This window comes from Aliarcobacter faecis, from assembly GCF_013201705.1.
Classification (GTDB): Bacteria; Campylobacterota; Campylobacteria; order Campylobacterales; family Arcobacteraceae; genus Aliarcobacter; species Aliarcobacter faecis.
In genome coordinates, this window is sequence record NZ_CP053838.1 from 82,335 (window position 1) to 104,015 (window position 21,681).

Below are 21,681 nucleotides of genomic sequence, written 5' to 3' on the forward strand. Positions count from 1 at the left end.
GGGGATATTTTGAATTTTATAAATATATTAAATATTGAAAGATTAGTTTTAAGTTCTATATTCTTTGATTATGAGCAAATTTTTGAAGTTTCTTTAATATTAAAAAAAGATGATTTTTACTTAAAGGCTCATCAAGATATATATCAAGTTATGTTAGCTTTACATGATGAAGGTTTACCAATAGATGAAGATTTCATTAGAAATAGGGTGCCTAAAGAAGACTTTAATGATAATGTATTAATAGAAATACTTAGTGCAAAACCTATTGTTAATACAGAAGCATATTGTCTTGAGATTAAAGAGAGCTCAAAACTGAGAAAATTAGAGCAACTTTCAAAAAATATTATATTTAATGTAAGTAATGACAAAAATAGTCAAGATATAATTACTAATATTCAAGTTAATATTGAAAACATTGAAAATGAGACTTTACAACAAATACCTACAATTAGAGATACGATAAAAGAATTTAAAGCTGATATGCAAAAGGCATTAGATGGTGGAGCAAAAATATTAGGTCAAAGTAGTGGACTTGAAGCTTTAGATAATATTATAGGAGCATTTGAAGATGGTGATTTAATTGTAATTGCTGCAAGGCCTTCGATGGGTAAAACTAGTATAATTTCAACTATTGCAACAAAAGCTTTAGAAGAGGGCAGGGGAGTTCTAATAGAGAGTCTAGAGATGCCTAGAAAAAAAATAGTTAGTAGATTGATAGCTGCAAGATCTCAAGAGAGTTTAACAGACTTAAAAAGAGGATTAGTAAAAAATAAAGATAAATTTAATGAAGCTGTAGAATTTTTTGAAAATTCAAATTTAATAATTCATGATAAAGCATATCCAACAATTTTAGAATTACAAAATAGAATAAAAGCAACTATAAGAAGAAATCCTGATATTAAAAATATTTTTGTTGATCATACAGGAAAAATTCAATTACTTGGTAAAACAAGAGAAGATATAGAAATAGGGCATATTAGCGCTATGCTAAAAAAAATTGCTAGAGATTATAATATTAGAGTATTTTTACTTCAACAGTTAAATAGATCATTAGAATCAAGAGAAAATAAAAGGCCAATGTTAAGTGATTTAAAAAATTCTGGAAATATAGAAGAAGATGCTGATATAGTATTAGGTCTTTACAGAGATTCATATTATAAAAAAGACAAAGATAAACCTACTATGTTAAGTCATGATATTATAGAGGATGCGGAAATCTTAGTTTTAAAAAATAGAGATGGTAGAGTAGGGGTTGCAAAAGTTTCTTTTGAAGGAAAATCAGCAAGATTTTTAAATAGAGTTAATAATGAACCAACAATTATTGAATTTGAATAAGGAGAATTAACTTCTATGCAAAAAATTGAAAAGATAAATTATTTTGATTTGATAGAAGTAAATAAAATGATAAATAATCCATTTTCTAGAGAGATTTTTATATCTACAATAAAAAAAGAATATGGTAGCGGATATACAATCTTTTATGATTTAGGAAATGGTATAGCTGTTTATATTAGAAATTTTACTACCAATAAAGATTTATTGCTTGTAGAAGAGTGTAATGTTTCAGGAGGAAGTTTAATATTCAATTTGGGTGATGATATCAACTTCTTATATAGAAATTCTGAAAAATATACTTTGAAAAAAGAATCTTTACTCTTAGGCTTATCATCGAATAATTTTTATGTCGAAGTTCCTTTAAAAAAAAATAAAAAACTTATAACATTTTCAATCGGAATGAAAGAAGAACTTTTCTTAGAAATCACTTCTCCTATTGATAATATAAAGAGTTATATGAAAGAAGCACATAAAAAAAGCTATTCTATTTTTGATACTTTGCAAATTGATACTTTGCAACATGAAATAATTAATTATTTTCAAGATAAAGATTCATTTAAAAATATTTTAAAAACAATATATTTAGAATCTAAAACTACTGATTTAATTCATTACACCATACAAAAAATTTCAAAATCTTTAAATAAATCAACTAATACTAAAAGTAGAGCTTCTTCTTTGGAAAGGGCAAAAGAAATTATTATGCAAGAATATAGCTCAAATTTATCTATAAAAAATATTGCTTACAAATCTGCAATAAACGAATGTTATTTAAAAAAAGATTTTAAAGAATTTTATAATATGACTATTTTAGAAATGCTACAAAAAAGAAGGTTAGAAGTAGCAAAAGAATTGTTAAAAGATGAATTTAATGTAAATGAAGTTGCTAGAAAAGTTGGTTATAAGAACTCAGGATATTTTAGTAAGCTTTTTATTAATTATTTTAAGATTTCACCTGTTCAGTACAAAAAACAATTTAAATACTAGTATTTTCCTTTTATTAGCATAATTTTTCCCTATAGTAACATTTTATTATTGATAATTAATATCAAATTATATACTATTCCTAAAATTTAATAGGAGTCGTAATGAAAGATAATTTTTTTAATAAAAAAATATCAATTAATTTTTGTATGCTTTTAATATCGGGTTCTTCATTGTTTGGAGAAGATATTACAAAGCTAGAAGAGATAACAGTAAATGAAGTAGCTTATTCAAAATATCAAAATGAAGCTAAGCCTGAATTAAACAGAACTCAAATATCAAAAAATGATACTGCAAAATCAATACAAACATTCAATAAATCGTTTATAGAAGAAGCTGCGCTTCAAAATGTTGAAGATATTATAGAAATGTCATCAAACACAGTTTATACTGGAGATAATCATGGCAGAACAAATGATATATCAATGAGAGGATTTTCAGGAGTTCCAATACTTTTTGATGGAGTAAGAATTACAAATAAATTAGCACATCCAGAAGTTTATAATCTTGAGTCAGTCGAAGTATTAAAAGGTCCTGATAGTTTACAATATGGACAATCAAGTCCAGGAGGGCTTGTAAACTTAGTTACAAAAAAACCAATAAAAGAATCTTTAGCTAAAATAGATTTTGATGCAACAGATAATCCTTCTTATAGCCCAAAGATAGATATAGGAGGAGCACTTAATACAAAAAAATCATTATATTTTAGATTAACTTCTGTTTTTAAATATGATGAAGGTTGGACAAATTCTAATACAGATACAAATAGATTATTTATTGCTCCTTCATTAGCTTATGAGATAAATGATAATAATGTTATAACTTTGGTTAGTGAATATACAGATGAAAAAACTCCTTCAAATTTTGGAACTTATGTTAATAGTAATGGTAAACTAGCAGCTCCTACAAAAAATATGAGTTCGCATCCTGATGAAAAATTTAAAAAAACACAAAAAATTGTAGGATTTGATATAGATAGTATTTATGATACATGGAACTCAAATTTTAAATATAGATACATTGATTATAAAGGTGAAAATGGAAATGTTATGTTTCCTTTTATGTATCAAGAATCGACAGGTAATTTATCAAGATTTTTTGCTATTCAAAATCAAGAACATCAAGAACATGCCTTACAATATACCTTGAATAAAGAATTTGATATTTTAGGGTTTAAGAATAGATTTACGATAGGAAGTGATTATAATAAATCTTATTCCGAAATAGCTATGTTTGCAGATATGACTCAATTTTCATCTATAAAATTAGCCAATCCAAACTATGGAAGACTTAGTGACTTAAAAGACCACTCAAATGCAAAAGATATGTCATCACCAAAAACATTTGTTGAAAACTATGGAATATTTTTACAAGATAATATAAATCTAACTGATAGTCTGATTTTTAGTACTGGGATTAGATATGATGAAGTAAAACCAAAAAATGGACAAAAAAGTGATGCTACAACTCCACAATTTGGTTTAGTTTATCATCTAAATCCTCAAACAACATTTTTTACAAATTACTCTGAATCTTTTACGCCAACGACTAGACAAGATAGAAATGGAAAAATATTAGATCCAGAAAAAGGAAAAGGTTATGAAATTGGAGTTAAACAAAAATTATTTGAAGATAGATTTGACTTAACTTCATCAATATTTAAAATAGAAAAAGAAAATGTTGCAACACTTGATATAAATGGTGGAAATACATTTGTATATAAAGCAAGTGGTAAACAAGAAAGCCAAGGATTTGAAATTGATTTAAATGGAGATATTACATCAAATTTATCTCTTATTGCTTCTTATGGATATACAACTACAGAAAACAAAGAGATTAGTAATAAAGAATTAACAAATGTTCCACACCATACAGCAAATATTTTTGCAACTTACAAACTTTCTTCAATCAATCTTCCAGATTATTATATTGGAGGAGGGACTAGATTTATAGGAGGAAAATATGCAGATGAAGCAAACAATATTAAACTAGATTCTGCACTTATTTACAATGCAACAGTGGGTTATAAAAAAGGAAATTGGAGAGCAAATTTAAGTGTACAAAACTTAACTAATGAAGAATATGTTGATGGTGCACTTATAAGTGATGCAAGAGGAACAAGAGTATATGCAGGAACTCCTAGAACTTTTTTAGCATCGGTTTCTTATAAATTTTAATATATTTAAATAGAAAAATTAGATATCTCTAAATAACAATTTAGAGATATCTTAATAATTAATTTTAGGAGTAAACAATTATATGAATATAGATAAATCTTTGAAACAAGAAGATGAAAGACTTTTTAAGCAAAGGCTACAAAGAGTACATGCAATAACTGGAATAATATTTTCTTTATTTATGTATATAGCATTATTTTTTGGAATATTTGCTATTTTACTGCCATTTATACAAAATTGGGAAAAGCCCTCAAGACATTATAAAATGCCAGATATTACAAAAATAGATTATAACTCATTAATAGAACCTATACTAGAAGACCCTAATTATCCAAAAATTAATCCAATTACTATAACCCTTCCTGGAAATATGCAAGATCCTAGTTTAAAAATATCAACAGATTTTGTTGAACCATTGACAATTAATCCAAATACAAATGAGATATTTATAGATAATGAAAAAATATCTAATTTGGCTATGTTTTTAAATCATATGCATTATGGAAAACCTTTGGGTGAGTTTGGACTTTATATGTTTGGATTTGTTGCAGTAGGAGTGTTATTTTTAGTTATAGGAGGTGTATTATTAATACTAAAAATAAAGTATAAAAATAATTCAAATACAAAAGTAGGTTTATTTTCAAAATATCATAGAAAAATATTTATTTGGACTTTTGCACCATTTATAATTATAACCCTAACTGGGGCTATGTTTAATTTAGGTTTAAAAAATTCTGGATTTATGACTCATATAGTTTCAAAAGGAGAAGCTTCTCATCATGCTCAAATAGCATATCCATATTTATTTCCTAAACCAACTATGAGTACATTGAATAATGAAAAAACAAAAATGCTTCCAATTAACGAATTAATAATAAAAGCTAAAGAAATAGCTCCAGAAGTTGATTATCAAAAAATTAAGATAATAAATTATGGAGATTCTAGTGCTTTGTTTATACTAGAAGGATATAACCCTTATATGCCTTTTTTAAATGGTATTTCAAATAAACCTCATGTTGTATTAAGTGGAGTAGATGGAAAATTAATATACCAAGAAAAAGTTTTAGATAGACATTGGAGTGCAATATTTTTGGACATGATATTATTTTTGCATTTTTTATTTGGAGTGGATATTTTCACAAGATTGTTTATTGTCATTTTGATGTTATTTTCAACATTTGCAGTAGGCTTTGGAGTATTACTATATTTAGAAAAAAATTCTAGAAAATTTCCAAAAGAAATACCAATATATCAAGGTTTTGGAAAATTATCTTTAGCTGTTATGATTGGAGTTATTCCAGCTACTGGACTTTTATTTGTTTTACAATGGTTACTTCCTTTTGATATGGAAAATAGAGTATTAATTCAAAAAGGTTTATTTGCAACTCTTTGGATAGCTACTTTAACTTATAGCTTCTATAAACTAAATTCTTATAAAACAGCCAAAGAGTTTTTATATCTTGGTGGAATTTTATTTCTTTTAAGTCCAATAATACATTTTATAAATAGTGGATTTAGCCCAATAAATTTATATTTAAATGAAATGTATACCATACTAAGTGTTGATATTGGATTATTTATATTTGGTTTAATTTTACTTTTTGTTGCTTATAAATTACCAACAAATAGAGAAAAGATTCAAGAGTTTTGGACAAAAAGAGGCGTTAAATGAAAAAGTATCTTAATCAACTCAAAGTTGCTGAAACTAGTGGTACGAAAATAGGATTATTTAGAACTATATGTTCTATTTTTGGTGGATTAATGGTTGCATATTTAGGTATGACTCTTTTAGTATTTATTATCCCAGGAACTGCTGGTGAATCTATCATAGTTTCACTTTTACTAAATACTTTAACTTGGGCAATTATTGCTTTGTGGATTAGTTTATCAAAAACAAAATACATAGCACTTTTAAGATGTATAGTTCCAACTTTGATATTTGGAATACTTTTAATAATACTTTATAATATTTAATAGGAGAATAAGAAGATGATAAAAAAGATATTTATATTTTTTATTTTTAATATAAGTTTATTGGCACATGATGAATTCACTTTGGAGATAATAGATAATAAAAATAATACAATAACCATAATTGGGGATGAGGAGCATAAGCAAGGACTAGCAGGAGCTTTAATAAAAGTTGAATCACTTATAAGTGGAGAAATATTGTTTAAAGATAGATTACCAAAAGAGAGTAAAATTACAATTGATATTCCAAAAGAACCATATCAAGTAGTTCTTGATACCCATGAAGAAATTGTAGTAAAAATTGGAATTGCTCCAATAGAAGGATTTACTAGTGAGCATAAAACAAAGACAGAAGAGGTAATATTAAAATTATCAAAAGAAAAACATGGGGATGAAGAATGGAGTAGCTTAACTTTAATATTTTACTCTATGTCTAATTTTATTTTTATTAACAATTTATTTTAGTAATAAAAATACAAATAAGCTTATAAAAGAATTTAAAATTAAAGATAAAGAGAGATAATTTTATATTGGAATAAGCTGAACCTAGAGCTAATAAATAAAGTTGTATTAGAGTTATAAGAGTATTAATAAAATACTAATATCCATTCAGATATTTATAAGTTTGGAGCAAAATCTTCAATTAAAATAGTAGAAAAAGTAGAGGTGGATTAAGTTTCGAAAAGTAACTTTTTTTAAATTTAACTGCCAAGTTAGCACTTCGTTTAACAGTTATGCAAGAGTTATCAATGATGTTTTATTTTTTTCAGATACATTTCAATCTCTACGCTACTGTTACTGAGTGTAATATTTCTATCTTTTCTTCAAATTTAACTGGTGATAATCGATTTAAATAGATATGAGATCTAACTCTATTATAAAACAGTTCAATATATTTTAAAATTAGTCAAAGCGTAGAAGATATATGAGAAAGATTAATCACTCAGAAGAGTTTAAATCCAACCGAACTTTATCTAATATTTTGATTGTATTTAGTTCACTTTTTGGATTATCTGACTATTATAGTTTCTATTATCACTTATTAAATCTAGTAAGTCATCTAGTTTTAGAGCAATTAGAGTTGACTTAGTATTTGGTTATAATTCTCAACTAAGAGCAATTGTTGAGATTTGTGCTCAAGAAAATTCAAAAGAAAATTTTGTAAACCATTTTATTGCAGCTTGGACAAAAGTTATGAATCTTGATAGATTTGATTTAAAAAAGTAAAAGGGTTTTCTTTTTATTAAAATCTATTTTATTCTACAAACGATAAAATTTTTCTTTTAATAAAAATATTAATTTAGTTTTAAGTATATTATATTTATAATTCCATCACAAAATTAAAAATTAATAAATAAAAAAAGGATTAAAAATGTTAGTAACAAAAAAAGCTCCAGATTTTACAGCTACAGCTGTATTAGCAGATGGTTCAATTTCAGAAGATTTTAACTTATATAAAAATATTGGTACAAAAGGTGCAGTATTGTTTTTCTGGCCATTAGATTTTACATTTGTATGTCCATCAGAAATTATTGCATTCTCAAATAGAGTTAAAGAGTTTGAAGATAGAGGAATCCAAGTAATTGGTTGTTCAGTTGATTCTCAATTCTCACACTTTGCATGGAGAGAAACTCCAGTTGAAAATGGTGGAATTGGAAGAGTTAAATTTCCAATGGTAGCAGATATTACAAAACAAATTGCAAAAGATTATGATGTATTATTTGGTGATTCAGTTGCATTAAGAGGTTCATTCTTAATTGATAAAGATGGAACAGTAAGACATGCAGTTATCAACGATTTACCACTAGGAAGAAATATTGATGAGATGATTAGAATGGTTGATACTATGTTATTTACAAATGAACATGGTGAAGTTTGTCCAGCTGGTTGGTCAAAAGGTGATGAAGGAATGAAAGCAGATAAATCTGGTGTTGCTGAATATTTAGCTAAAAATCAAGATAAATTATAAAAGGAATTTAAAATGGGAAAATATATAGAATTAAATCAAACAAATATGGAAGAAACTATTAAAGAAGGTGTTGTATTAGTAGACTTTTGGGCACCTTGGTGTGGACCTTGTAGAATGCTTGCTCCAGCAATTGATCAATTAGCACAAGAGTTTGAAGGTAAAGCAAAAATTTGTAAAGTAAATACTGAAGCTGAACCAGATTTAACAGCTAAATATGAAATAAGATCTATTCCTACTATACTATATTTTAAAGATGGTAAGATTGTAGATCAAACAATTGGTGCTACTACAAAAGCTAAAATTGAAGAAAAATTAAATAGCTTAATATAATAAATACCTGACTAGATAGTCAGGTATATTACTTTATAGTTGCTTATTTGAGCAATTTGCATAACACTCACTACAATCTTTTATACCCATAATTTTTACATATTCATCATATACACAAGAGATATATCTTTTAGAGCAAATAAATGGGATATTTCTTTTTTTAGCTTCATTTTTATATTCTTTTGCCATTAATTATCCTATTTATTATCTAATATAGTTTTAATTATATCATTAATTTATCTATTTTAGATTATATTTCTTGACACAATATCCTTTTTAGTATATAATAAATTAAATAATATCTATTTTAGATAATACAAGGAGACAATATGGAACAAGATATTACTTGTAAAAAAGAGAAAGAACTATTTTTCTCATATTTAGGAAGTTTAGGACTTGGCGCATTACTATTACTACTTATAGCTTTTTTATATTTTTATAATAATTATAAAAAAGAGAAAATTTATGAAGCTTTTGTAAATAATCAAGAATTAATATGTAAGAACAATATTGTTTCAAAAGATTTAGCTTATGAATTTGATAAAAAAAGAGCTTATCAAATATCTAATGGTGTAAATATATTTACAATCTATAATTGTGATATTAAATAAAGGGGAGATAGCATGTGTAATTTTTATAAAATAGGTAATAAAACTATTTGTAGACTTGGAGAATTTCTTTTTGTAATATCTATTTTAGTTTTAGTAGGTTCACTTTTATTTGTTATGGTTTATGCACTTTTCTTTAATAATGAATATGAATATTTTGATTTTAATAATGGACTCTTATATATTGCATTTTGGGCTGTATTACTAACTTCTGCAGTAAAAATTGTTCATAAGAGTCCAGATAGTTTTTTAAAATCAAATAGTAAAGAAAATAAATCTAAGAAAGAAGAATAGAGTTATGAATGAAAAGAGATTAAAAAAATATGAATATCTATCAGAAAAAATAAGAACACAATTTTTTATACTATTAGTTATATTCTTATTTCCATTTATAGTTTTATATTTTCATCTAAATGAAAGAGCTAATTTAATAGATGATTTTAATAACAATAAAGAGCTTATTTGTAATATGAGTTCTTTAAAGATTGATGTCTCAAAAGCTGATAATTGGAGTGTAGATAAAAATAGTTTTTTTAAAGGCTCAACTACTATACCAGTTACAAAATGTGAAATAAAGGATTAAAAATGTTACCAATAAATAGATTAGATAAATTTTTATTTATTTGTTTATATAATTTTGCAAATTCATTTAAATTATATATTTATATTTTAGCTATCTATATTGCAACAAATATATATTTTGGAATAAATGATGGACAAATAGCTATAGCTTTTGTATTTTGTTTTATGATGTTAATACTTCTAGCAATTGACTTAAATGATAAATTTAAACGAGAGTTTAACAGATATAAAAAATATCTAAAAATTAAAAGAATCAGATCATATAAAGGAAGATAAAATGGTTAATGAAACTCAAGGACTAATAGCATTAGGAACATTTACTACAATTGTAGCTTTAATTCCAATATTAATGAATATCTTTATGAAAGCTCCAAAGAAAAAAACAAAGAAATGAGTTGCTATTCTTTGAATATCAATACGAATTAAGTCTTCAAGATAATTAATTCTTGAAATCTCATCGTACTTAACCCACAACTTAGAAGTAAACTAGAATTAATAGAAAAATTCATCAATTAAAATCTAGTAAAAATTGATAACAGTGAAATATACGAAAGTCAAATAATTTTTTCGACACATATGTCGGAAAATCATATCTCTATTTTCGTACGAATTTTTATCTATAAGTTTATTTGATAATTTAGAAACATATATAGAAATTATTTTTTAAAATAAACCTTTTCCATTTGTTGGAACGTAACCCATCTTCTTATATCCTCTTTGTCTTTTGTGAAAACTTGATCTTAATATTGGAGTATTTTCATCAAAAAAATCAATTGCTACACAATCTTGTCCATTCCTTCCAATTCTTCCAAGATATTGAACTATTCTTCCCCAATATGAAATAGGCATAGCAAGAACAATAGCATCTAAATGAGAAAAATCTATTCCCTCGCCAATAAAAGAACTAGTGGATAAAATAATTGAAGAGCTGTTTGCTTCTTTTAAAAACTCTTTTTTCATTTTTGATTTTAACCCACCATGTATAAGAGTTGATTTTATCTTTTTTGCATCTAATAGATGATATAAAATATTTAAATGCTCAATTCTTTCGCTAAGTACTAAAATATTTCTATCTTTTAATTTTTCAATTTCAGATATTATGAGATTATTTCTATCAAAATTTTCAACCATTTCATTTAAAATTAGTGAAAAATCATCACTTAATGCTTCAAATGTAGAAATAACTGTTTTTAATGTATGTACTTTTTTAATCTCTTTTTTAGATTCATAAGCAATTTCTCCACATTGCATAAACATAATTTGATGCATTCCATCTTGCCTTGCAGGTGTTGCACTAAGTCCTAAAATAAATTTACCTTTAAATCTTTTAAGAGGAACTTCAAATGAAACAGCTGGAATATGATGAACTTCATCAATAATAATTTGAGAATAATCTTCAATTAGTTCAGGTTTATTTTTTAGTGATTGCAAGGTGGCTATATCTAGACTTGAATTTAGTTTTTTCTTTCCATTTCCAAGTTTTCCTATGGTTTTAATATCAATCTGAAAATACTCACAAAGTCGCTCAATCCATTGATCAAGTAAATTGCTTTTATTTACCAAAATTAATGTGTTAACTTTTTTTTTTCAATTACTGCAGCTGCAATAGCAGTCTTACCAAATCCTGGAGGTGCAATTAAAATTGAATAATCTTGAATGAGTATTTTTCCTAAAGCTAGTTTTTGTTCATCTTTTAAAGTAAGTGTGAAATTTAATTTATGAATAGATTTTATAAATCGCTTGTCTTCAATAGTAAGCTGTGCTTTATTAGAATTAAAAAGATTAATGATTTTTTGAGTAAGCCCTCTTGGAACAATAATGTATTTTTCATTTATATCAAAGGATGTAATTATTCTTGGAGTATTAAAGGTTGATTTTCGTAAATTTTGCAATACAAAAAACTCTGGATTTGAAAAGCTTGATAATCTTTGAAGTTTGTTTAATACTTCTTTTGAGAGATTTTGTTTTTCAATATATAAAGCATCATATAAAATTGCTTTTGTTATTTTTGGAAATACTAAAGGCTTTTCTTGTTTGATTTCCCAAGGCATTAAGGTTTCATCATAGTTTGAATTTAGTAAATGCTCTTTTAAAATTGCTGATACTTGATAAAATGATATTTTTGAAAGATTTTGTAATTCTTCCCATTGATTCTCAAAGGGTTGCATAGTATTAATGTCTATAAAAACCGTTTTATTTTCACATCTTGAGCCGTAGTGCAATGGAAGCGCTACTAAATTCCCTAATGCATCAGGTGATACAAAATCTTGATTTGGAAACATTCTATCATAGCTTGTCATATCAATCCCACTACTTGAATCCATAGCTTTTGTAATAATTATATCACCTAATTTTCTAGCATCTTTTGCTTTGATTGGTAACTCAAAGAAGTACCAAATGTGTATTCCATTTCCTGATTTAGAAAGTTCAATTAATGGTTTTAATCCAAGACTATGTGATATTTTATTTATAGCTCTTGAATCTTCAATAAAACTTGCTTTATCTAAATCAATTACTAAAAACTTAACAAAAGTTTGATTAACTACAACATAGGTACCAAGTCTAATTTTTCCTTGAAGGTGTTGTTGAATAATCTGATTTGAAATTGGAATATAATCACTTCCTTTAAAAGTGTAAGTTGTTGGGGAATAACCTTTTTTTAATCCATCAGAACTTATCCAATATTTTGCGAAAACATCATATCTACCAATAAAAAGAGATTTAAAAAGTTCTATCTTTTGTTCTTTTGAAAAAGGTGATAACTTTTCTATCTCTCTTTTTGTTTGTAGAATCTCATTATCTAAATTAATTCTTTGCGATTCTAAATGTTGTAGTTTTTCTCTAAGTTCAAAAAGAGTCATTTAAATTTATTTTACTTTTATATTTTCAATTACAGCTACAAAAAACTCTTTTGACCAAAGTTCAATTTCTTTTATATCTTTTATAAAGGGCTGAACATCACTTTTTGCTTTTTCAACATCAAGAGTTTCTAACCTTTCTAGTAATAACTCTTTGATATTCTCTTTTGTAAGAGTATCTTGAATTTTTATTTCATTAGACTCTAAATATTTGCAACTTTGAGATAATCTCGCTTTTAAATGAATAGAATCAAGTTCAAGACTGTTTGCAATATACCAAATTAAATCATACCAATCTCTTCCTTTTGGTCTTGTACTCCAAGCCCTACATAAAATTGCATGCATTTTTCCTGCATATAAAGAATCTAATGTGAAAGCATTTATAGAAAATGGTCTTGGTGTTAATCTAATAATATTTTGTGTTTGAAAATTTAAAGGTGGATTTGTATCAACTTCTAATTTAATTTTTACTGTTTGATCTTTATGAATTTTATTTGTTATATCTTTTGGAGCATTTATATTTAATAGATGCTCAATTGTATTTCCTTTTACAAAAGCAGAAGCTATTGTACTATTTGAACTCTTATCTTTAATTTCTATAGTTATATCAAATCCAAATGATTTTAATGTATCAATAATAGCTTCTTGAAATGGTTTTAAATCAAAATTTGGGTTTACTTCAAGAAGTGAAAAGTCTAAATCTTCTGAAAATCTTGGAAGATTGTGTAAAATTCTCAAAGCAGTTCCACCATAAAAAGCAGCATGTTTGAAAAATCCTGCATCATAAAGTCCAAGGAGTACTATTTCTTGTAGTATCTCTCTTAAAGCATCGTAACTACTATTTGAATTTGTTAAATCATATTTTTCTAACATTTTTAAAAGTGCTGGATGAGTCATATTTTACCTTTTTTTACTAATGTGGCTAATGTTTTTAAATTTCTTGATTTATATGCTTTTGCAATTATCTCTATAAGTTCATAATTTAAAGGTTTTGTGATATCAAGTCTTAAATCATATTTTAAATATTCACTCATTGAAGTTTGAGTTAAAGTTCCAATGCCTCTATCATATTTTATTTTATCACATAATGCTTTTTCAGGGGTTGCTATAAATTTTCCACCTTCAATATCATCATAAATCCAATCAACGCCTAAAGAGTAAGCTTCAATACTTACTTTTTTATAACTAAATCTTCCTATTGGTGTTTCAAAAAGTTTTTCGTTTTTACTTGTAGCGGATGTAATTTCACTAACTCGCTCAGGTATCATTCCATAAAAACTTAGTGCATAATCAAAAGATACATAAGAAGGAGTATATAAACTGTTTGCAACACTTATTAAATCAATTGGTTTTGTTTGATATGGTTTAGAAAATGTATAAAAGCCTTTTTTTAATCTTATTAAATCACCATTTCTAATAAGATTTGATATCTTTTCATTTACATTACTAAATGATTTTTCAAGTATTGAAGATACCATCTCATGTGAAAATATACTCAATGGTAAAGCATTTTTTAGTTCTATTGTTTTCATAAATATAATTTTACCATAAAATGCATTATATTATATAGATAATCCACATTATACGTTTTAAATATATGAAATAATGATCATCTTTTTAAAAAATATATGTTTTATAGAATAAATATTATTAAATAAAAATTTAAATTTCATTATCTAAATGTTCATTATGATGCATTTCTAGCATAAAATTTATTTTTTCATAAATTTCTTCAGCTTCTTTATCATTTAATTGATTATTATCAATTGTTTTTAATATAGTTTGAAGTTCTTCTAAAAAATATTCCATATCTTTTTTTGCCTCTAAATCATCATCAGTTGAAGTATTATTATTTATCATTTCATCCAATTCATTTAAAAAAGTTTTAGATTCTGGAATCATTATTTTTTCAATAATATCTTTTAATTTCATTTGTATAGTAATCAAATATTGTCCTTAATTTTTAAAGTCTCGTATTGTACAAAATAAATCTTATAAAAAGTACTTATATAACTTATATTTAGTTTATATAAAATATTTAAAAATTATGAAGTTACAATTTTTTTGTATAAATTATAGCTGAACATAAACATGGAGGCTTTCCACAAGCTGTACAATCAAAGTTGAATTTAATACTATCTTCTTTCCAGAAATCTTCAATTATAAACTCTTCTTTGAATCCTTCTTTTATAGCTAATTTTTTAATATTAACTTGGTCTTTGTTTATCCAGCCAGCCATTATTGCAAATCCTATTTTATGTTCTCTTAATTTAGAAATTGTATCTTTAAGCAGTAAAGTTCCAATACCATAACCTGAATAATTTTCATCAACAGCAATTGAATCAATATATCCTATTTTTTGATATCCTTCATCTAAATGTAACTTCTTATCTCTTATAATTTTTTTTAAATAATCTAAATCTATAAATTTTGTAGTTGCATAAGCAACTATTTCTTCATCTATTTTTACACATAAGTTTATATCATTGTCCAATATGTCTTCATTAACAAATGAGCTTCCTAATGTTATAGAAGCTATTTGTGAAACTTCACATAACATTGATTTATCCATTTTAACTATAAGGATATTTTTATTATCTATTTTATTTGTACTAATATTCTTCATTCTAATTATTTTATTAGGAATTTTTTAACCTAAAGCTTATTTTCTCAAACTTCTTTCATAATCATACTTACCAATAGCTAATATTGTTCCTAGTATTAAAACTGAAATTGCAATTACTTCTAACATTTTTTAATCCTTATTTTGATTTGTTGAATTTTGTTTTCTTTGTTTCATCTCTTCTAATAATAGTTGAACGACTTGTTTTTTTACTTTATCATATTTTATAGATTGACTATAATGCTTTAAAAAAGGCTCTACCCACGTTGGAACTTGTATTATTTTACCATTAGCCATACAACCCCAATTATTTAGGGTTGAGTAAGGTACGTGTGCAATCTCTGCAAAATCTTTTTGTGTAAGATTTAACTCTTTTAATCTAATACAAAACTCTTCTTTTGTCATTTATTATTCTCTTTATATACTAATTTAGAGCATATTATAGCATTAAATTAACTATTTTAGCTTGTAGGTATTGCTTTAATACCTAATTTAGATTATAATACAAGTATTAAATTCCTATTTTGGATAAGTAAATCATAAGGATAAGATATGAAAAATCAAGATTTTTTAACAGATGATTGTAAAAAAGATAAAGAACTATTTAATTCTTATGTTAGAGCTTTAATCCTTCCTATTATTTTTCTTATTTTTATAGTAGTAGTTTTTTATGTTGCTCAAGAGGAGAGAAAAGAGATTTATAATGCTTTTATAAATGGAGAAGAAATTATATGTGATAACTTTATTGTTTCTAAAAAACTAGGGTTCAAATTTGATAAAAATAGTAATCATAGAGTTAGTGATGATAAAAATTCATTTATTTTATATAACTGTATATCTAAAAAAACAGAGTAAAAAATATAAAAGGAAGTATATGTGTAAATTTTATAAAAATATGAATCACTTTTTTCATAGCTTTGGTATATTTTAACAGTTATATCAATATTAGTTTTAATAGGCTCTTTTATATATGGCTTTTTTTATACTATGTTTTTTCAAGATAATGATTATGTAGATTTTAATAGTTTTTTAATTTATATTGCATTTTTGGCTATATTATTTGCAACTGGAAAATCAATGGCTTCTAAATCTTCTAATAGTCTATTTGAACTTGAAAATAATAAAAAGGGTAGTGGTATTGCAAATGAATCAAAATAGATTAGATAAATACAGTAAAACAAATGAAAAAATAGTTCCTTGGACACTATTTATAATATTTTTAATTTCAATTCCAATTCTATATATACTTTCGATTGAAAAGGTTAGATTTGATATTACAAATGATTTTAATAGTAATAAAACTATTATTTGTAAAATACATGATATAAAAATAGAAGTCTCAAAAGATGATGGCTGGATAATTGATGATAGTTATAAATTTGTTAAAGGTCCAACAAGACTAATAATTTCTAGATGTGAAACTAAGGAGTAAAAATATGATACCAAGAGGATTTTTCTATAAATATATGTTTTTATTCCTAATATGCTTTTTAAAAGGTAAATTGTTACTATGGGTATTTATTTTTTATATAGCAACTGCATTTTACTATAATTCAAATGATGGAACAGTTTTAGTAAGCTTTATGGCAATACTTTTCTTTTTATTTGGTATTAAATTTTATTTAGAGGATAATTTAAAAGAAGAGCTTTATAGATATAAAAAATATTTAGTACTAAAAAGAAAAAGAGCTAATAAAATTAAAGTTGTAAATAAATAAAATGATTCTTCTATGCAAATAACAGTAATAATATTTTTAACTCTAATTACTCTATTTGAGTTAAAAATTTATAAATCAAATATTAAAAGCTTAAAAAGTTATATAGGTTATTATAAATTTATCAAAAGTAATAAAAATATAAAATTTAAAAAAGATGAAAAAATATCAATTATAAACTCAAAAAATAAAATAGTAAAAACTAGTTCAAACTCATTTGTAGTTTCAATTGCTATATTGATTTTTATACTCTATTTAAATATAAGTCTTTTAGTAAATATACTTTTAATTTTACTATTTATACTTTCAATATTAAAATATATAAAAATAAAAAAATATGGTAATTATGTTTATAATTACTATAAAAATCAACCTTAAGGATAAAACTTGAAAAATTATATACTCATAATACTATTTTTAATCATTCCATCGATAATACTATTTTTTAGCAATATAAATGACTCAAAAGAAGCAGCTATATTTTTATTTATTGGTGGATTATTTGTAAGCTTTTTAAATTATAAAAAAGATAAAGATGAAAGAGTTATGAAATTTTTAAATAAATGGTTTTAAAGATTACATACAAATTATTTTATAAAAATATTAAAAGAAAGTAATAAATAATAATTTATTTAAATAGATCTTCAATATTTATATTTAAAGATTTTGATATCTTGTATAAATGCTCTAAATTAAAGTGTTTTTGATATCTATTACTTTCACAGTTTGAATAAAATGCAATCGATTTAACACCAATATCAAGTGCTAACTTTTCTTGAGACAATCCTTTTTCTAATCTATATTTTTTAATATTTTTAGATATTTTTTTATAAAAAATTTCAATTTCTTTTTTAGAACTGTTACTAAAATCTACTTCCATATATATTTATCCTATAGGTTAAAATTAATATAAACTTTATTAAGATAGAATCATTTAGTCTTTATCCTATGGGATAAAATTAATAAAATAAAAAAGGGAAAAAATGAAAAGAATTCTATTATTAAGCTCAAGTGTTGCATTAGCAACTTTATTGTTTACAGGTTGTGGTATAAAAACTACAGAGTATAATCCATCTGCTGATAATGTACAAACATTAAGAGATTTTAAAGATCTTAAATTAAATGTTTCAAATTTTACTTCTACAAATAAAGGTGAAAGTAGTGTTTTGTGTAGATTAGCAGAAACAGTATCTACGCCAAAAGGTGAACCGTTTTCTACATATATTGAAAATGCACTACTAAGTGAACTTAAAATGGCTGGAAATTATGATAAAAATTCAAATATAAACTTAAGTGGAAATATAAATAAAGTATATGGAAGCTCTATGTTTGGAAATGCTTATTGGGAAATTAATGCAACTATAAAATCTTCAAATGGAAAATCATTAACTGTAAATACAAAAAGAGATTATCCATCAGCATATTTAGCTTCAACAGCTTGTAATAATATGGGAACATCATTTGAACCAACTGTAAATCAATTAGTTAGTGATATTTTAAATCACAAAGATTTTCCAGAGCTTATTAAATAAGTAGACTATTATGAAAATGAAAAATTTAAAAATATTATTATCAACAATATTAATAGGAACAGCTTTTATAGGCTGTTCTTCTACTCCAGATGACAAAACTGTTAAATCTTTAGCTGTCTTATATAATATTAAATCAGCTCAAGAAAATGATATAAAAATAGTAAAATCTTTTGAAAAAGATGGAAAATTAGTATATATTTTACAAATTAAAGGAATGATTTGTGAAATGCCAATGATTGAAATAGATAAACAGTGGAATGCTATTGGTATTAAATGTGGTGGGTAATAAAGTTTTAATGAAAAATTCAAAATAATTAATATGAAAAAATGTATAAAGCCTTAATTTGAAAAAGTTGCTTGTATCTTTTTTACTAATGAATAGCATTTTATTTGCATTTACTGATGAAGAAAGAAGATTTTGGGAAAGAGTTAATCCTGAACAATTGAAGAAATGGGAAAAAGTTAGAAGCCAAATGGGAAGCAGTGCTAACGAAGACCAAACAAGTAAACAAAAAGAAGATAATGAAAATGAAATAGTTGGATATTTAGGCAATAACCTACCAATTACAAAAGCAGATATGAAGTGGAGAGTAACAATGAACTCTTTATCGGCATCTAACTCTAAAGAGTGGGGAAAAGTCGTAACTATGCCAGATAATTGTAAAAGTGGACTAGATAATAAGTTATATGACATTATGGCTATATCTACAAATATTTTAAATCAACACCCAAAAGATTGGTTAAATGGAAAATATTTAGAGTTTGTTAATAGTAGATGTAGTCTTGTTGGAACATATACTCTTATAGATACAACTAAAGAAGATTTTGATAAATTAGTATATCAAAGTCATATTGAATTACCAAAAGAACAAAAAGATTTTTTCCTGAAAACAATTAAGCAAGAAGAAAACAATTCTTATGTTTTTCAAATTTTATTATATATAATGATTCCAGTTATATTATTTAGATTATATCAAAGAGATAAAGAGCCTAGAAGAGAATTTCCTAGAATAGACAAACCATTTTCTTTTTGGAGTGTATTTTTTTGGTGGAGTATCTGGAATAATCAAAATGATAAACATTAATAATACAAAAAAAAGGGGGGAGGGAGGAAAAAGAGATGAAAAATCTAATTATGAAAATAGTAACACTTGCTGCTATTATATTTGGTTTAAGTGGTTGTAGTTCTACTACAATTAATGGTTTATCATTAAACAATGACTCAGTTTTAAAAGATAATAGTAAAACAAAAATTTACTATGAAGATTTAAGTGAGAAATTTGTTGTTGAAGCAAATAAAAAAATAGTTGAAGATCTAAATAGTTCTGATATTATTCCAATAAAATGGTACACTCTAGCTAATCAAAAAGAAGCAACAGGCATTACTAATTCAAAATATACTTCAACTGTGAATGACTTAAGAAAAAAAGTTGAGGATGGAAAGTTTAAAGTATCTAATGATGGTACAAAAATAGTTTTTGAAAAGCAATATACTGATTTAGTAGCTCAACTTGAAGATATTCAAAATATTTATTCTTATCTAAATTTCTCACTTATAACAGATAAAGATATTGAAACTTCATTTAATAAAAGAGATACATATTTAACTGCTTCAATATATTTTGACAAAGAAAATTCAAATATGCAAGAACTTGTATTTTTCACTAGATATTCTTTTTTTCATGACTTAGTAAAAAATGGCATTAAGAAACAAATTGAACTAGGTTCATGGGAAATGGTGGATAGTCCAGAAAAAGCAGATAAAGAGATTTATTTTGAATTATCAAGAGATTATTTTCCTGCAGAGCTTAAATATTTAAGAAAAAATAAAAAAGGAATTAAATTTGTTTCTTTGGATTCAGGAAATAAATTTAATATAGAGGCAAATAATAAAGGTAAAAATAATAGTAGCCATATTGGTGTAGGACAATCTGCTATGAATCTGGCAAGTAGTTCAAATGGTGATTTAACATCAGCTGCTATTGGTTTAGCTGTTGCTGGAGTATTTTCTTTGTTTGAAGATACACCTAAAAAAGAGAATACAATTATAAATGAGTATTCAGGAGTTTTTGCTTCTATAAGAGTTATAGATAAAATTAAAAATATAGATAATTTAAAACTATACGATACTTATATTAATAATGATATGTTTGATACAAGAAATAACTTGTTTAAAAAAATACATGAAACTATCAATATTGATCCAGATAGTAAAAAGTATAATATTAATTGATATAACAACTTTCGATTATATAAAGAAATTTTAAATTATTTTTACTACTTTAATGCAAGTTTATAACTAGCACAAAAATGATTTTTATGTGCTAGTGCTTACACTAACTTTATAATAAATCCTTTTTTGTGTTAGTTATTTAAAAATCGTTTCTAAAGAAACAAACTAACATCAAAGGAGGTGCAAACATGGCATATTTAATGTATGTATTTTTACTAACATTTTTTATAATTTTAATTAATGTTAAAACATTAGATAAATACTCAAAAAAAGTTTGGTTAAAACTAAAATCTTCTAAAAATTTTATAGCAGGATTACTTGCTAGTTTAGGAATTAGTAATTTAGCCAATAAAATTGATTATCTTGTCTATTGGGATATAGTAAAAATAAAAGAGTTATGATTTTCAATAATTTTGGTATAATGCTAATACCTATTGGATTATATTTAATTGATAAGGAGAAATAATGGAAATTCCAATTAATCCAGGTTCTATTACTATGATGATAATATTAGCGGGAGCAATATTCCTTGCTTATGGAAAATACTCATACGAAAAAGACTTAAAAAATAAAAAAAATAAAAAATCTTGCTAAAGTCTTAGCGAACTAATCTATAAATAATTTATTGTTTAAATTAGTTTCCAGTTAATTCTGGATGGATTCTTAATTTGCTGAAAATTAAATTAAAAAATATATGAAACTAGATATAACTTAAGTGACATAAACTAGATAGTGATATAATCAAAATAACAGTTATTGCATTG

Annotated in this window: 34 protein-coding genes; 24 read left to right on the top strand and 10 right to left on the bottom strand. The window is 24.7% G+C overall.

The genetic code is table 11. The features are described from left to right. The first annotated feature begins 9 nt into the window (after window positions 1-9). The 6 genes from AFAEC_RS11845 (at window position 10) to AFAEC_RS11870 (ending at window position 6,932) form a co-directional block, all read left to right on the top strand. On the top strand, window positions 10-1,335 hold the full coding sequence (locus tag AFAEC_RS11845; protein WP_026806343.1) for a DnaB-like helicase C-terminal domain-containing protein: 1,326 nt from the start codon (window positions 10-12) through the stop codon (window positions 1,333-1,335). A gap of 15 nt (window positions 1,336-1,350) precedes the next feature. Continuing rightward, entirely contained in the window at window positions 1,351-2,322 is a 972-nt protein-coding gene (locus AFAEC_RS11850; RefSeq protein ID WP_026806344.1) for a helix-turn-helix domain-containing protein, read from the top strand. A gap of 101 nt (window positions 2,323-2,423) precedes the next feature. Next, on the top strand, window positions 2,424-4,496 hold the full coding sequence (locus AFAEC_RS11855; RefSeq protein WP_026806345.1) for a TonB-dependent siderophore receptor: 2,073 nt from the start codon (window positions 2,424-2,426) through the stop codon (window positions 4,494-4,496). 82 nt (window positions 4,497-4,578) lie between these two features. Further along, a complete protein-coding gene (locus tag AFAEC_RS11860) occupies window positions 4,579-6,168 on the top strand; it encodes a PepSY-associated TM helix domain-containing protein (RefSeq protein WP_026806346.1) in 1,590 nt (529 codons plus the stop codon). Continuing rightward, complete coding sequence (locus tag AFAEC_RS11865) at window positions 6,165-6,470, top strand: hypothetical protein (protein WP_026806347.1); 306 nt, start codon at window positions 6,165-6,167, stop codon at window positions 6,468-6,470. The genes AFAEC_RS11860 and AFAEC_RS11865 overlap by 4 nt, the downstream gene beginning before the upstream one ends. Before the next feature lie 15 nt (window positions 6,471-6,485). Continuing rightward, window positions 6,486-6,932: a hypothetical protein gene (locus AFAEC_RS11870; protein ID WP_225442420.1), complete on the top strand. Its 447-nt coding sequence runs from the start codon at window positions 6,486-6,488 to the stop codon at window positions 6,930-6,932. A gap of 319 nt (window positions 6,933-7,251) precedes the next feature. On the opposite strand, the gene AFAEC_RS12475 is transcribed toward AFAEC_RS11870, so the two are convergent. Next, the gene (locus AFAEC_RS12475; RefSeq protein ID WP_371317638.1) at window positions 7,252-7,371 is read right to left on the bottom strand and encodes an IS3 family transposase; all 120 of its coding nucleotides are present in this window, start codon (window positions 7,369-7,371) and stop codon (window positions 7,252-7,254) included. A 468-nt stretch (window positions 7,372-7,839) separates the two neighbouring features. Here AFAEC_RS12475 and AFAEC_RS11875 point away from each other — a divergent pair, with 468 nt between their 5' ends. Then, entirely contained in the window at window positions 7,840-8,436 is a 597-nt protein-coding gene (locus AFAEC_RS11875; RefSeq protein ID WP_026806348.1) for a peroxiredoxin, read from the top strand. 12 nt (window positions 8,437-8,448) lie between these two features. Further along, window positions 8,449-8,766 (top strand): thioredoxin, encoded by a 318-nt coding sequence (gene trxA, locus AFAEC_RS11880; RefSeq protein WP_026806349.1) that lies wholly within the window; start codon window positions 8,449-8,451, stop codon window positions 8,764-8,766. Window positions 8,767-8,799: 33 nt separating this feature from the next. On the opposite strand, the gene AFAEC_RS11885 is transcribed toward trxA, so the two are convergent. After that, entirely contained in the window at window positions 8,800-8,955 is a 156-nt protein-coding gene (locus AFAEC_RS11885; RefSeq protein ID WP_154656346.1) for a hypothetical protein, read from the bottom strand. A 140-nt stretch (window positions 8,956-9,095) separates the two neighbouring features. Between AFAEC_RS11885 and AFAEC_RS11890 the strand changes: the two genes are divergently transcribed. From AFAEC_RS11890 to AFAEC_RS11905, 4 genes are read left to right on the top strand one after another with little or no spacing between them, the layout of a single operon-like run. Continuing rightward, window positions 9,096-9,377: a hypothetical protein gene (locus AFAEC_RS11890; RefSeq protein WP_026805418.1), complete on the top strand. Its 282-nt coding sequence runs from the start codon at window positions 9,096-9,098 to the stop codon at window positions 9,375-9,377. A 12-nt stretch (window positions 9,378-9,389) separates the two neighbouring features. Beyond that, window positions 9,390-9,668 carry a hypothetical protein gene (locus AFAEC_RS11895; protein ID WP_026805417.1) on the top strand — a complete coding sequence of 93 codons (279 nt, stop codon included), beginning with the start codon at window positions 9,390-9,392 and terminating at the stop codon, window positions 9,666-9,668. Between the two features lie 4 nt (window positions 9,669-9,672). Next, a complete protein-coding gene (locus AFAEC_RS11900; RefSeq protein WP_026805416.1) occupies window positions 9,673-9,957 on the top strand; it encodes a hypothetical protein in 285 nt (94 codons plus the stop codon). A gap of 2 nt (window positions 9,958-9,959) precedes the next feature. After that, window positions 9,960-10,232: a hypothetical protein gene (locus AFAEC_RS11905; protein ID WP_026806854.1), complete on the top strand. Its 273-nt coding sequence runs from the start codon at window positions 9,960-9,962 to the stop codon at window positions 10,230-10,232. A 387-nt stretch (window positions 10,233-10,619) separates the two neighbouring features. Here AFAEC_RS11905 and AFAEC_RS11910 read toward each other — a convergent pair whose 3' ends face one another. The 7 genes from AFAEC_RS11910 to AFAEC_RS11940 form a co-directional block, all read right to left on the bottom strand. Continuing rightward, window positions 10,620-11,519 (bottom strand): DEAD/DEAH box helicase, encoded by a 900-nt coding sequence (locus tag AFAEC_RS11910; RefSeq protein ID WP_051489047.1) that lies wholly within the window; start codon window positions 11,517-11,519, stop codon window positions 10,620-10,622. A 2-nt stretch (window positions 11,520-11,521) separates the two neighbouring features. Further along, window positions 11,522-12,817: a TOTE conflict system archaeo-eukaryotic primase domain-containing protein gene (locus tag AFAEC_RS11915; RefSeq protein ID WP_051489046.1), complete on the bottom strand. Its 1,296-nt coding sequence runs from the start codon at window positions 12,815-12,817 to the stop codon at window positions 11,522-11,524. Window positions 12,818-12,823: 6 nt separating this feature from the next. After that, window positions 12,824-13,711 carry a nucleotidyl transferase AbiEii/AbiGii toxin family protein gene (locus AFAEC_RS11920; RefSeq protein WP_026806871.1) on the bottom strand — a complete coding sequence of 296 codons (888 nt, stop codon included), beginning with the start codon at window positions 13,709-13,711 and terminating at the stop codon, window positions 12,824-12,826. After that, window positions 13,708-14,346, bottom strand: coding sequence for a type IV toxin-antitoxin system AbiEi family antitoxin domain-containing protein (locus AFAEC_RS11925; protein ID WP_034216782.1), 639 nt, complete (start codon window positions 14,344-14,346; stop codon window positions 13,708-13,710). Before AFAEC_RS11925 ends, AFAEC_RS11920 begins: the two co-directional genes overlap by 4 nt. A gap of 130 nt (window positions 14,347-14,476) precedes the next feature. Further along, window positions 14,477-14,761 carry a hypothetical protein gene (locus AFAEC_RS11930; RefSeq protein ID WP_026806869.1) on the bottom strand — a complete coding sequence of 95 codons (285 nt, stop codon included), beginning with the start codon at window positions 14,759-14,761 and terminating at the stop codon, window positions 14,477-14,479. A gap of 106 nt (window positions 14,762-14,867) precedes the next feature. Then, a complete protein-coding gene (locus tag AFAEC_RS11935) occupies window positions 14,868-15,440 on the bottom strand; it encodes a GNAT family N-acetyltransferase (RefSeq protein WP_026806868.1) in 573 nt (190 codons plus the stop codon). Window positions 15,441-15,569: 129 nt separating this feature from the next. After that, the gene (locus tag AFAEC_RS11940) at window positions 15,570-15,842 is read right to left on the bottom strand and encodes a helix-turn-helix domain-containing protein (protein WP_051489045.1); all 273 of its coding nucleotides are present in this window, start codon (window positions 15,840-15,842) and stop codon (window positions 15,570-15,572) included. 147 nt (window positions 15,843-15,989) lie between these two features. Here AFAEC_RS11940 and AFAEC_RS11945 point away from each other — a divergent pair, with 147 nt between their 5' ends. From AFAEC_RS11945 to AFAEC_RS11970, 6 genes are all read left to right on the top strand, one after another. Further along, on the top strand, window positions 15,990-16,292 hold the full coding sequence (locus AFAEC_RS11945; protein WP_026806867.1) for a hypothetical protein: 303 nt from the start codon (window positions 15,990-15,992) through the stop codon (window positions 16,290-16,292). Between the two features lie 132 nt (window positions 16,293-16,424). Beyond that, window positions 16,425-16,595, top strand: a complete 171-nt coding sequence (locus tag AFAEC_RS11950) for a hypothetical protein (protein WP_154656348.1) — start codon at window positions 16,425-16,427, stop codon at window positions 16,593-16,595. After that, window positions 16,582-16,869: a hypothetical protein gene (locus AFAEC_RS11955; RefSeq protein ID WP_026806866.1), complete on the top strand. Its 288-nt coding sequence runs from the start codon at window positions 16,582-16,584 to the stop codon at window positions 16,867-16,869. The genes AFAEC_RS11950 and AFAEC_RS11955 overlap by 14 nt, the downstream gene beginning before the upstream one ends. 70 nt (window positions 16,870-16,939) lie before the next feature. Further along, window positions 16,940-17,155 (top strand): hypothetical protein, encoded by a 216-nt coding sequence (locus tag AFAEC_RS11960; protein ID WP_172658668.1) that lies wholly within the window; start codon window positions 16,940-16,942, stop codon window positions 17,153-17,155. A gap of 12 nt (window positions 17,156-17,167) precedes the next feature. Continuing rightward, entirely contained in the window at window positions 17,168-17,530 is a 363-nt protein-coding gene (locus tag AFAEC_RS11965) for a hypothetical protein (RefSeq protein ID WP_026806864.1), read from the top strand. Between the two features lie 9 nt (window positions 17,531-17,539). After that, window positions 17,540-17,725 (top strand): hypothetical protein, encoded by a 186-nt coding sequence (locus tag AFAEC_RS11970; protein ID WP_026806863.1) that lies wholly within the window; start codon window positions 17,540-17,542, stop codon window positions 17,723-17,725. Window positions 17,726-17,780: 55 nt separating this feature from the next. On the opposite strand, the gene AFAEC_RS11975 is transcribed toward AFAEC_RS11970, so the two are convergent. Further along, window positions 17,781-18,032 carry a helix-turn-helix domain-containing protein gene (locus AFAEC_RS11975; RefSeq protein WP_026806862.1) on the bottom strand — a complete coding sequence of 84 codons (252 nt, stop codon included), beginning with the start codon at window positions 18,030-18,032 and terminating at the stop codon, window positions 17,781-17,783. 103 nt (window positions 18,033-18,135) lie between these two features. On the opposite strand from AFAEC_RS11975, the gene AFAEC_RS11980 reads away from it, so the two are divergent. The 6 genes from AFAEC_RS11980 (at window position 18,136) to AFAEC_RS12345 (ending at window position 21,511) form a co-directional block, all read left to right on the top strand. Next, a complete protein-coding gene (locus tag AFAEC_RS11980; protein ID WP_026806861.1) occupies window positions 18,136-18,684 on the top strand; it encodes a hypothetical protein in 549 nt (182 codons plus the stop codon). 10 nt (window positions 18,685-18,694) lie between these two features. Next, window positions 18,695-18,970, top strand: coding sequence for a hypothetical protein (locus AFAEC_RS11985; RefSeq protein WP_026806860.1), 276 nt, complete (start codon window positions 18,695-18,697; stop codon window positions 18,968-18,970). An 88-nt stretch (window positions 18,971-19,058) separates the two neighbouring features. After that, entirely contained in the window at window positions 19,059-19,769 is a 711-nt protein-coding gene (locus AFAEC_RS11990; protein ID WP_162148372.1) for a hypothetical protein, read from the top strand. Between the two features lie 35 nt (window positions 19,770-19,804). After that, window positions 19,805-20,917, top strand: coding sequence for a hypothetical protein (locus AFAEC_RS11995; RefSeq protein WP_026806858.1), 1,113 nt, complete (start codon window positions 19,805-19,807; stop codon window positions 20,915-20,917). Window positions 20,918-21,105: 188 nt separating this feature from the next. Continuing rightward, window positions 21,106-21,318, top strand: coding sequence for a hypothetical protein (locus AFAEC_RS12000; RefSeq protein WP_026806857.1), 213 nt, complete (start codon window positions 21,106-21,108; stop codon window positions 21,316-21,318). Window positions 21,319-21,382: 64 nt separating this feature from the next. Beyond that, window positions 21,383-21,511: a hypothetical protein gene (locus AFAEC_RS12345; RefSeq protein WP_257119368.1), complete on the top strand. Its 129-nt coding sequence runs from the start codon at window positions 21,383-21,385 to the stop codon at window positions 21,509-21,511. Window positions 21,512-21,681 lie beyond the last annotated feature (170 nt).

Bases quoted from the DNA above. Each gene is read 5' to 3' on its own strand.
- AFAEC_RS11850 (WP_026806344.1), top strand. From the start codon at position 1,351: ATGCAAAAAATTGAAAAGATAAATTATTTTGATTTGATAGAAGTAAAT.
- AFAEC_RS11855 (WP_026806345.1), top strand. From the start codon at position 2,424: ATGAAAGATAATTTTTTTAATAAAAAAATATCAATTAATTTTTGTATG.
- AFAEC_RS11860 (WP_026806346.1), top strand. From the start codon at position 4,579: ATGAATATAGATAAATCTTTGAAACAAGAAGATGAAAGACTTTTTAAG.
- AFAEC_RS11865 (WP_026806347.1), top strand. From the start codon at position 6,165: ATGAAAAAGTATCTTAATCAACTCAAAGTTGCTGAAACTAGTGGTACG.
- AFAEC_RS11870 (WP_225442420.1), top strand. From the start codon at position 6,486: ATGATAAAAAAGATATTTATATTTTTTATTTTTAATATAAGTTTATTG.
- AFAEC_RS11875 (WP_026806348.1), top strand. From the start codon at position 7,840: ATGTTAGTAACAAAAAAAGCTCCAGATTTTACAGCTACAGCTGTATTA.
- trxA (WP_026806349.1), top strand. From the start codon at position 8,449: ATGGGAAAATATATAGAATTAAATCAAACAAATATGGAAGAAACTATT.
- AFAEC_RS11885 (WP_154656346.1), bottom strand. From the start codon at position 8,955: ATGGCAAAAGAATATAAAAATGAAGCTAAAAAAAGAAATATCCCATTT.
- AFAEC_RS11890 (WP_026805418.1), top strand. From the start codon at position 9,096: ATGGAACAAGATATTACTTGTAAAAAAGAGAAAGAACTATTTTTCTCA.
- AFAEC_RS11895 (WP_026805417.1), top strand. From the start codon at position 9,390: ATGTGTAATTTTTATAAAATAGGTAATAAAACTATTTGTAGACTTGGA.
- AFAEC_RS11900 (WP_026805416.1), top strand. From the start codon at position 9,673: ATGAATGAAAAGAGATTAAAAAAATATGAATATCTATCAGAAAAAATA.
- AFAEC_RS11905 (WP_026806854.1), top strand. From the start codon at position 9,960: ATGTTACCAATAAATAGATTAGATAAATTTTTATTTATTTGTTTATAT.
- AFAEC_RS11915 (WP_051489046.1), bottom strand. From the start codon at position 12,817: ATGACTCTTTTTGAACTTAGAGAAAAACTACAACATTTAGAATCGCAA.
- AFAEC_RS11920 (WP_026806871.1), bottom strand. From the start codon at position 13,711: ATGACTCATCCAGCACTTTTAAAAATGTTAGAAAAATATGATTTAACA.
- AFAEC_RS11925 (WP_034216782.1), bottom strand. From the start codon at position 14,346: ATGAAAACAATAGAACTAAAAAATGCTTTACCATTGAGTATATTTTCA.
- AFAEC_RS11935 (WP_026806868.1), bottom strand. From the start codon at position 15,440: ATGAAGAATATTAGTACAAATAAAATAGATAATAAAAATATCCTTATA.
- AFAEC_RS11940 (WP_051489045.1), bottom strand. From the start codon at position 15,842: ATGACAAAAGAAGAGTTTTGTATTAGATTAAAAGAGTTAAATCTTACA.
- AFAEC_RS11945 (WP_026806867.1), top strand. From the start codon at position 15,990: ATGAAAAATCAAGATTTTTTAACAGATGATTGTAAAAAAGATAAAGAA.
- AFAEC_RS11950 (WP_154656348.1), top strand. From the start codon at position 16,425: ATGTTTTTTCAAGATAATGATTATGTAGATTTTAATAGTTTTTTAATT.
- AFAEC_RS11955 (WP_026806866.1), top strand. From the start codon at position 16,582: ATGAATCAAAATAGATTAGATAAATACAGTAAAACAAATGAAAAAATA.
- AFAEC_RS11965 (WP_026806864.1), top strand. From the start codon at position 17,168: ATGCAAATAACAGTAATAATATTTTTAACTCTAATTACTCTATTTGAG.
- AFAEC_RS11975 (WP_026806862.1), bottom strand. From the start codon at position 18,032: ATGGAAGTAGATTTTAGTAACAGTTCTAAAAAAGAAATTGAAATTTTT.
- AFAEC_RS11980 (WP_026806861.1), top strand. From the start codon at position 18,136: ATGAAAAGAATTCTATTATTAAGCTCAAGTGTTGCATTAGCAACTTTA.
- AFAEC_RS11985 (WP_026806860.1), top strand. From the start codon at position 18,695: ATGAAAATGAAAAATTTAAAAATATTATTATCAACAATATTAATAGGA.
- AFAEC_RS11990 (WP_162148372.1), top strand. From the start codon at position 19,059: ATGAATAGCATTTTATTTGCATTTACTGATGAAGAAAGAAGATTTTGG.
- AFAEC_RS11995 (WP_026806858.1), top strand. From the start codon at position 19,805: ATGAAAAATCTAATTATGAAAATAGTAACACTTGCTGCTATTATATTT.
- AFAEC_RS12000 (WP_026806857.1), top strand. From the start codon at position 21,106: ATGGCATATTTAATGTATGTATTTTTACTAACATTTTTTATAATTTTA.
- AFAEC_RS12345 (WP_257119368.1), top strand. From the start codon at position 21,383: ATGGAAATTCCAATTAATCCAGGTTCTATTACTATGATGATAATATTA.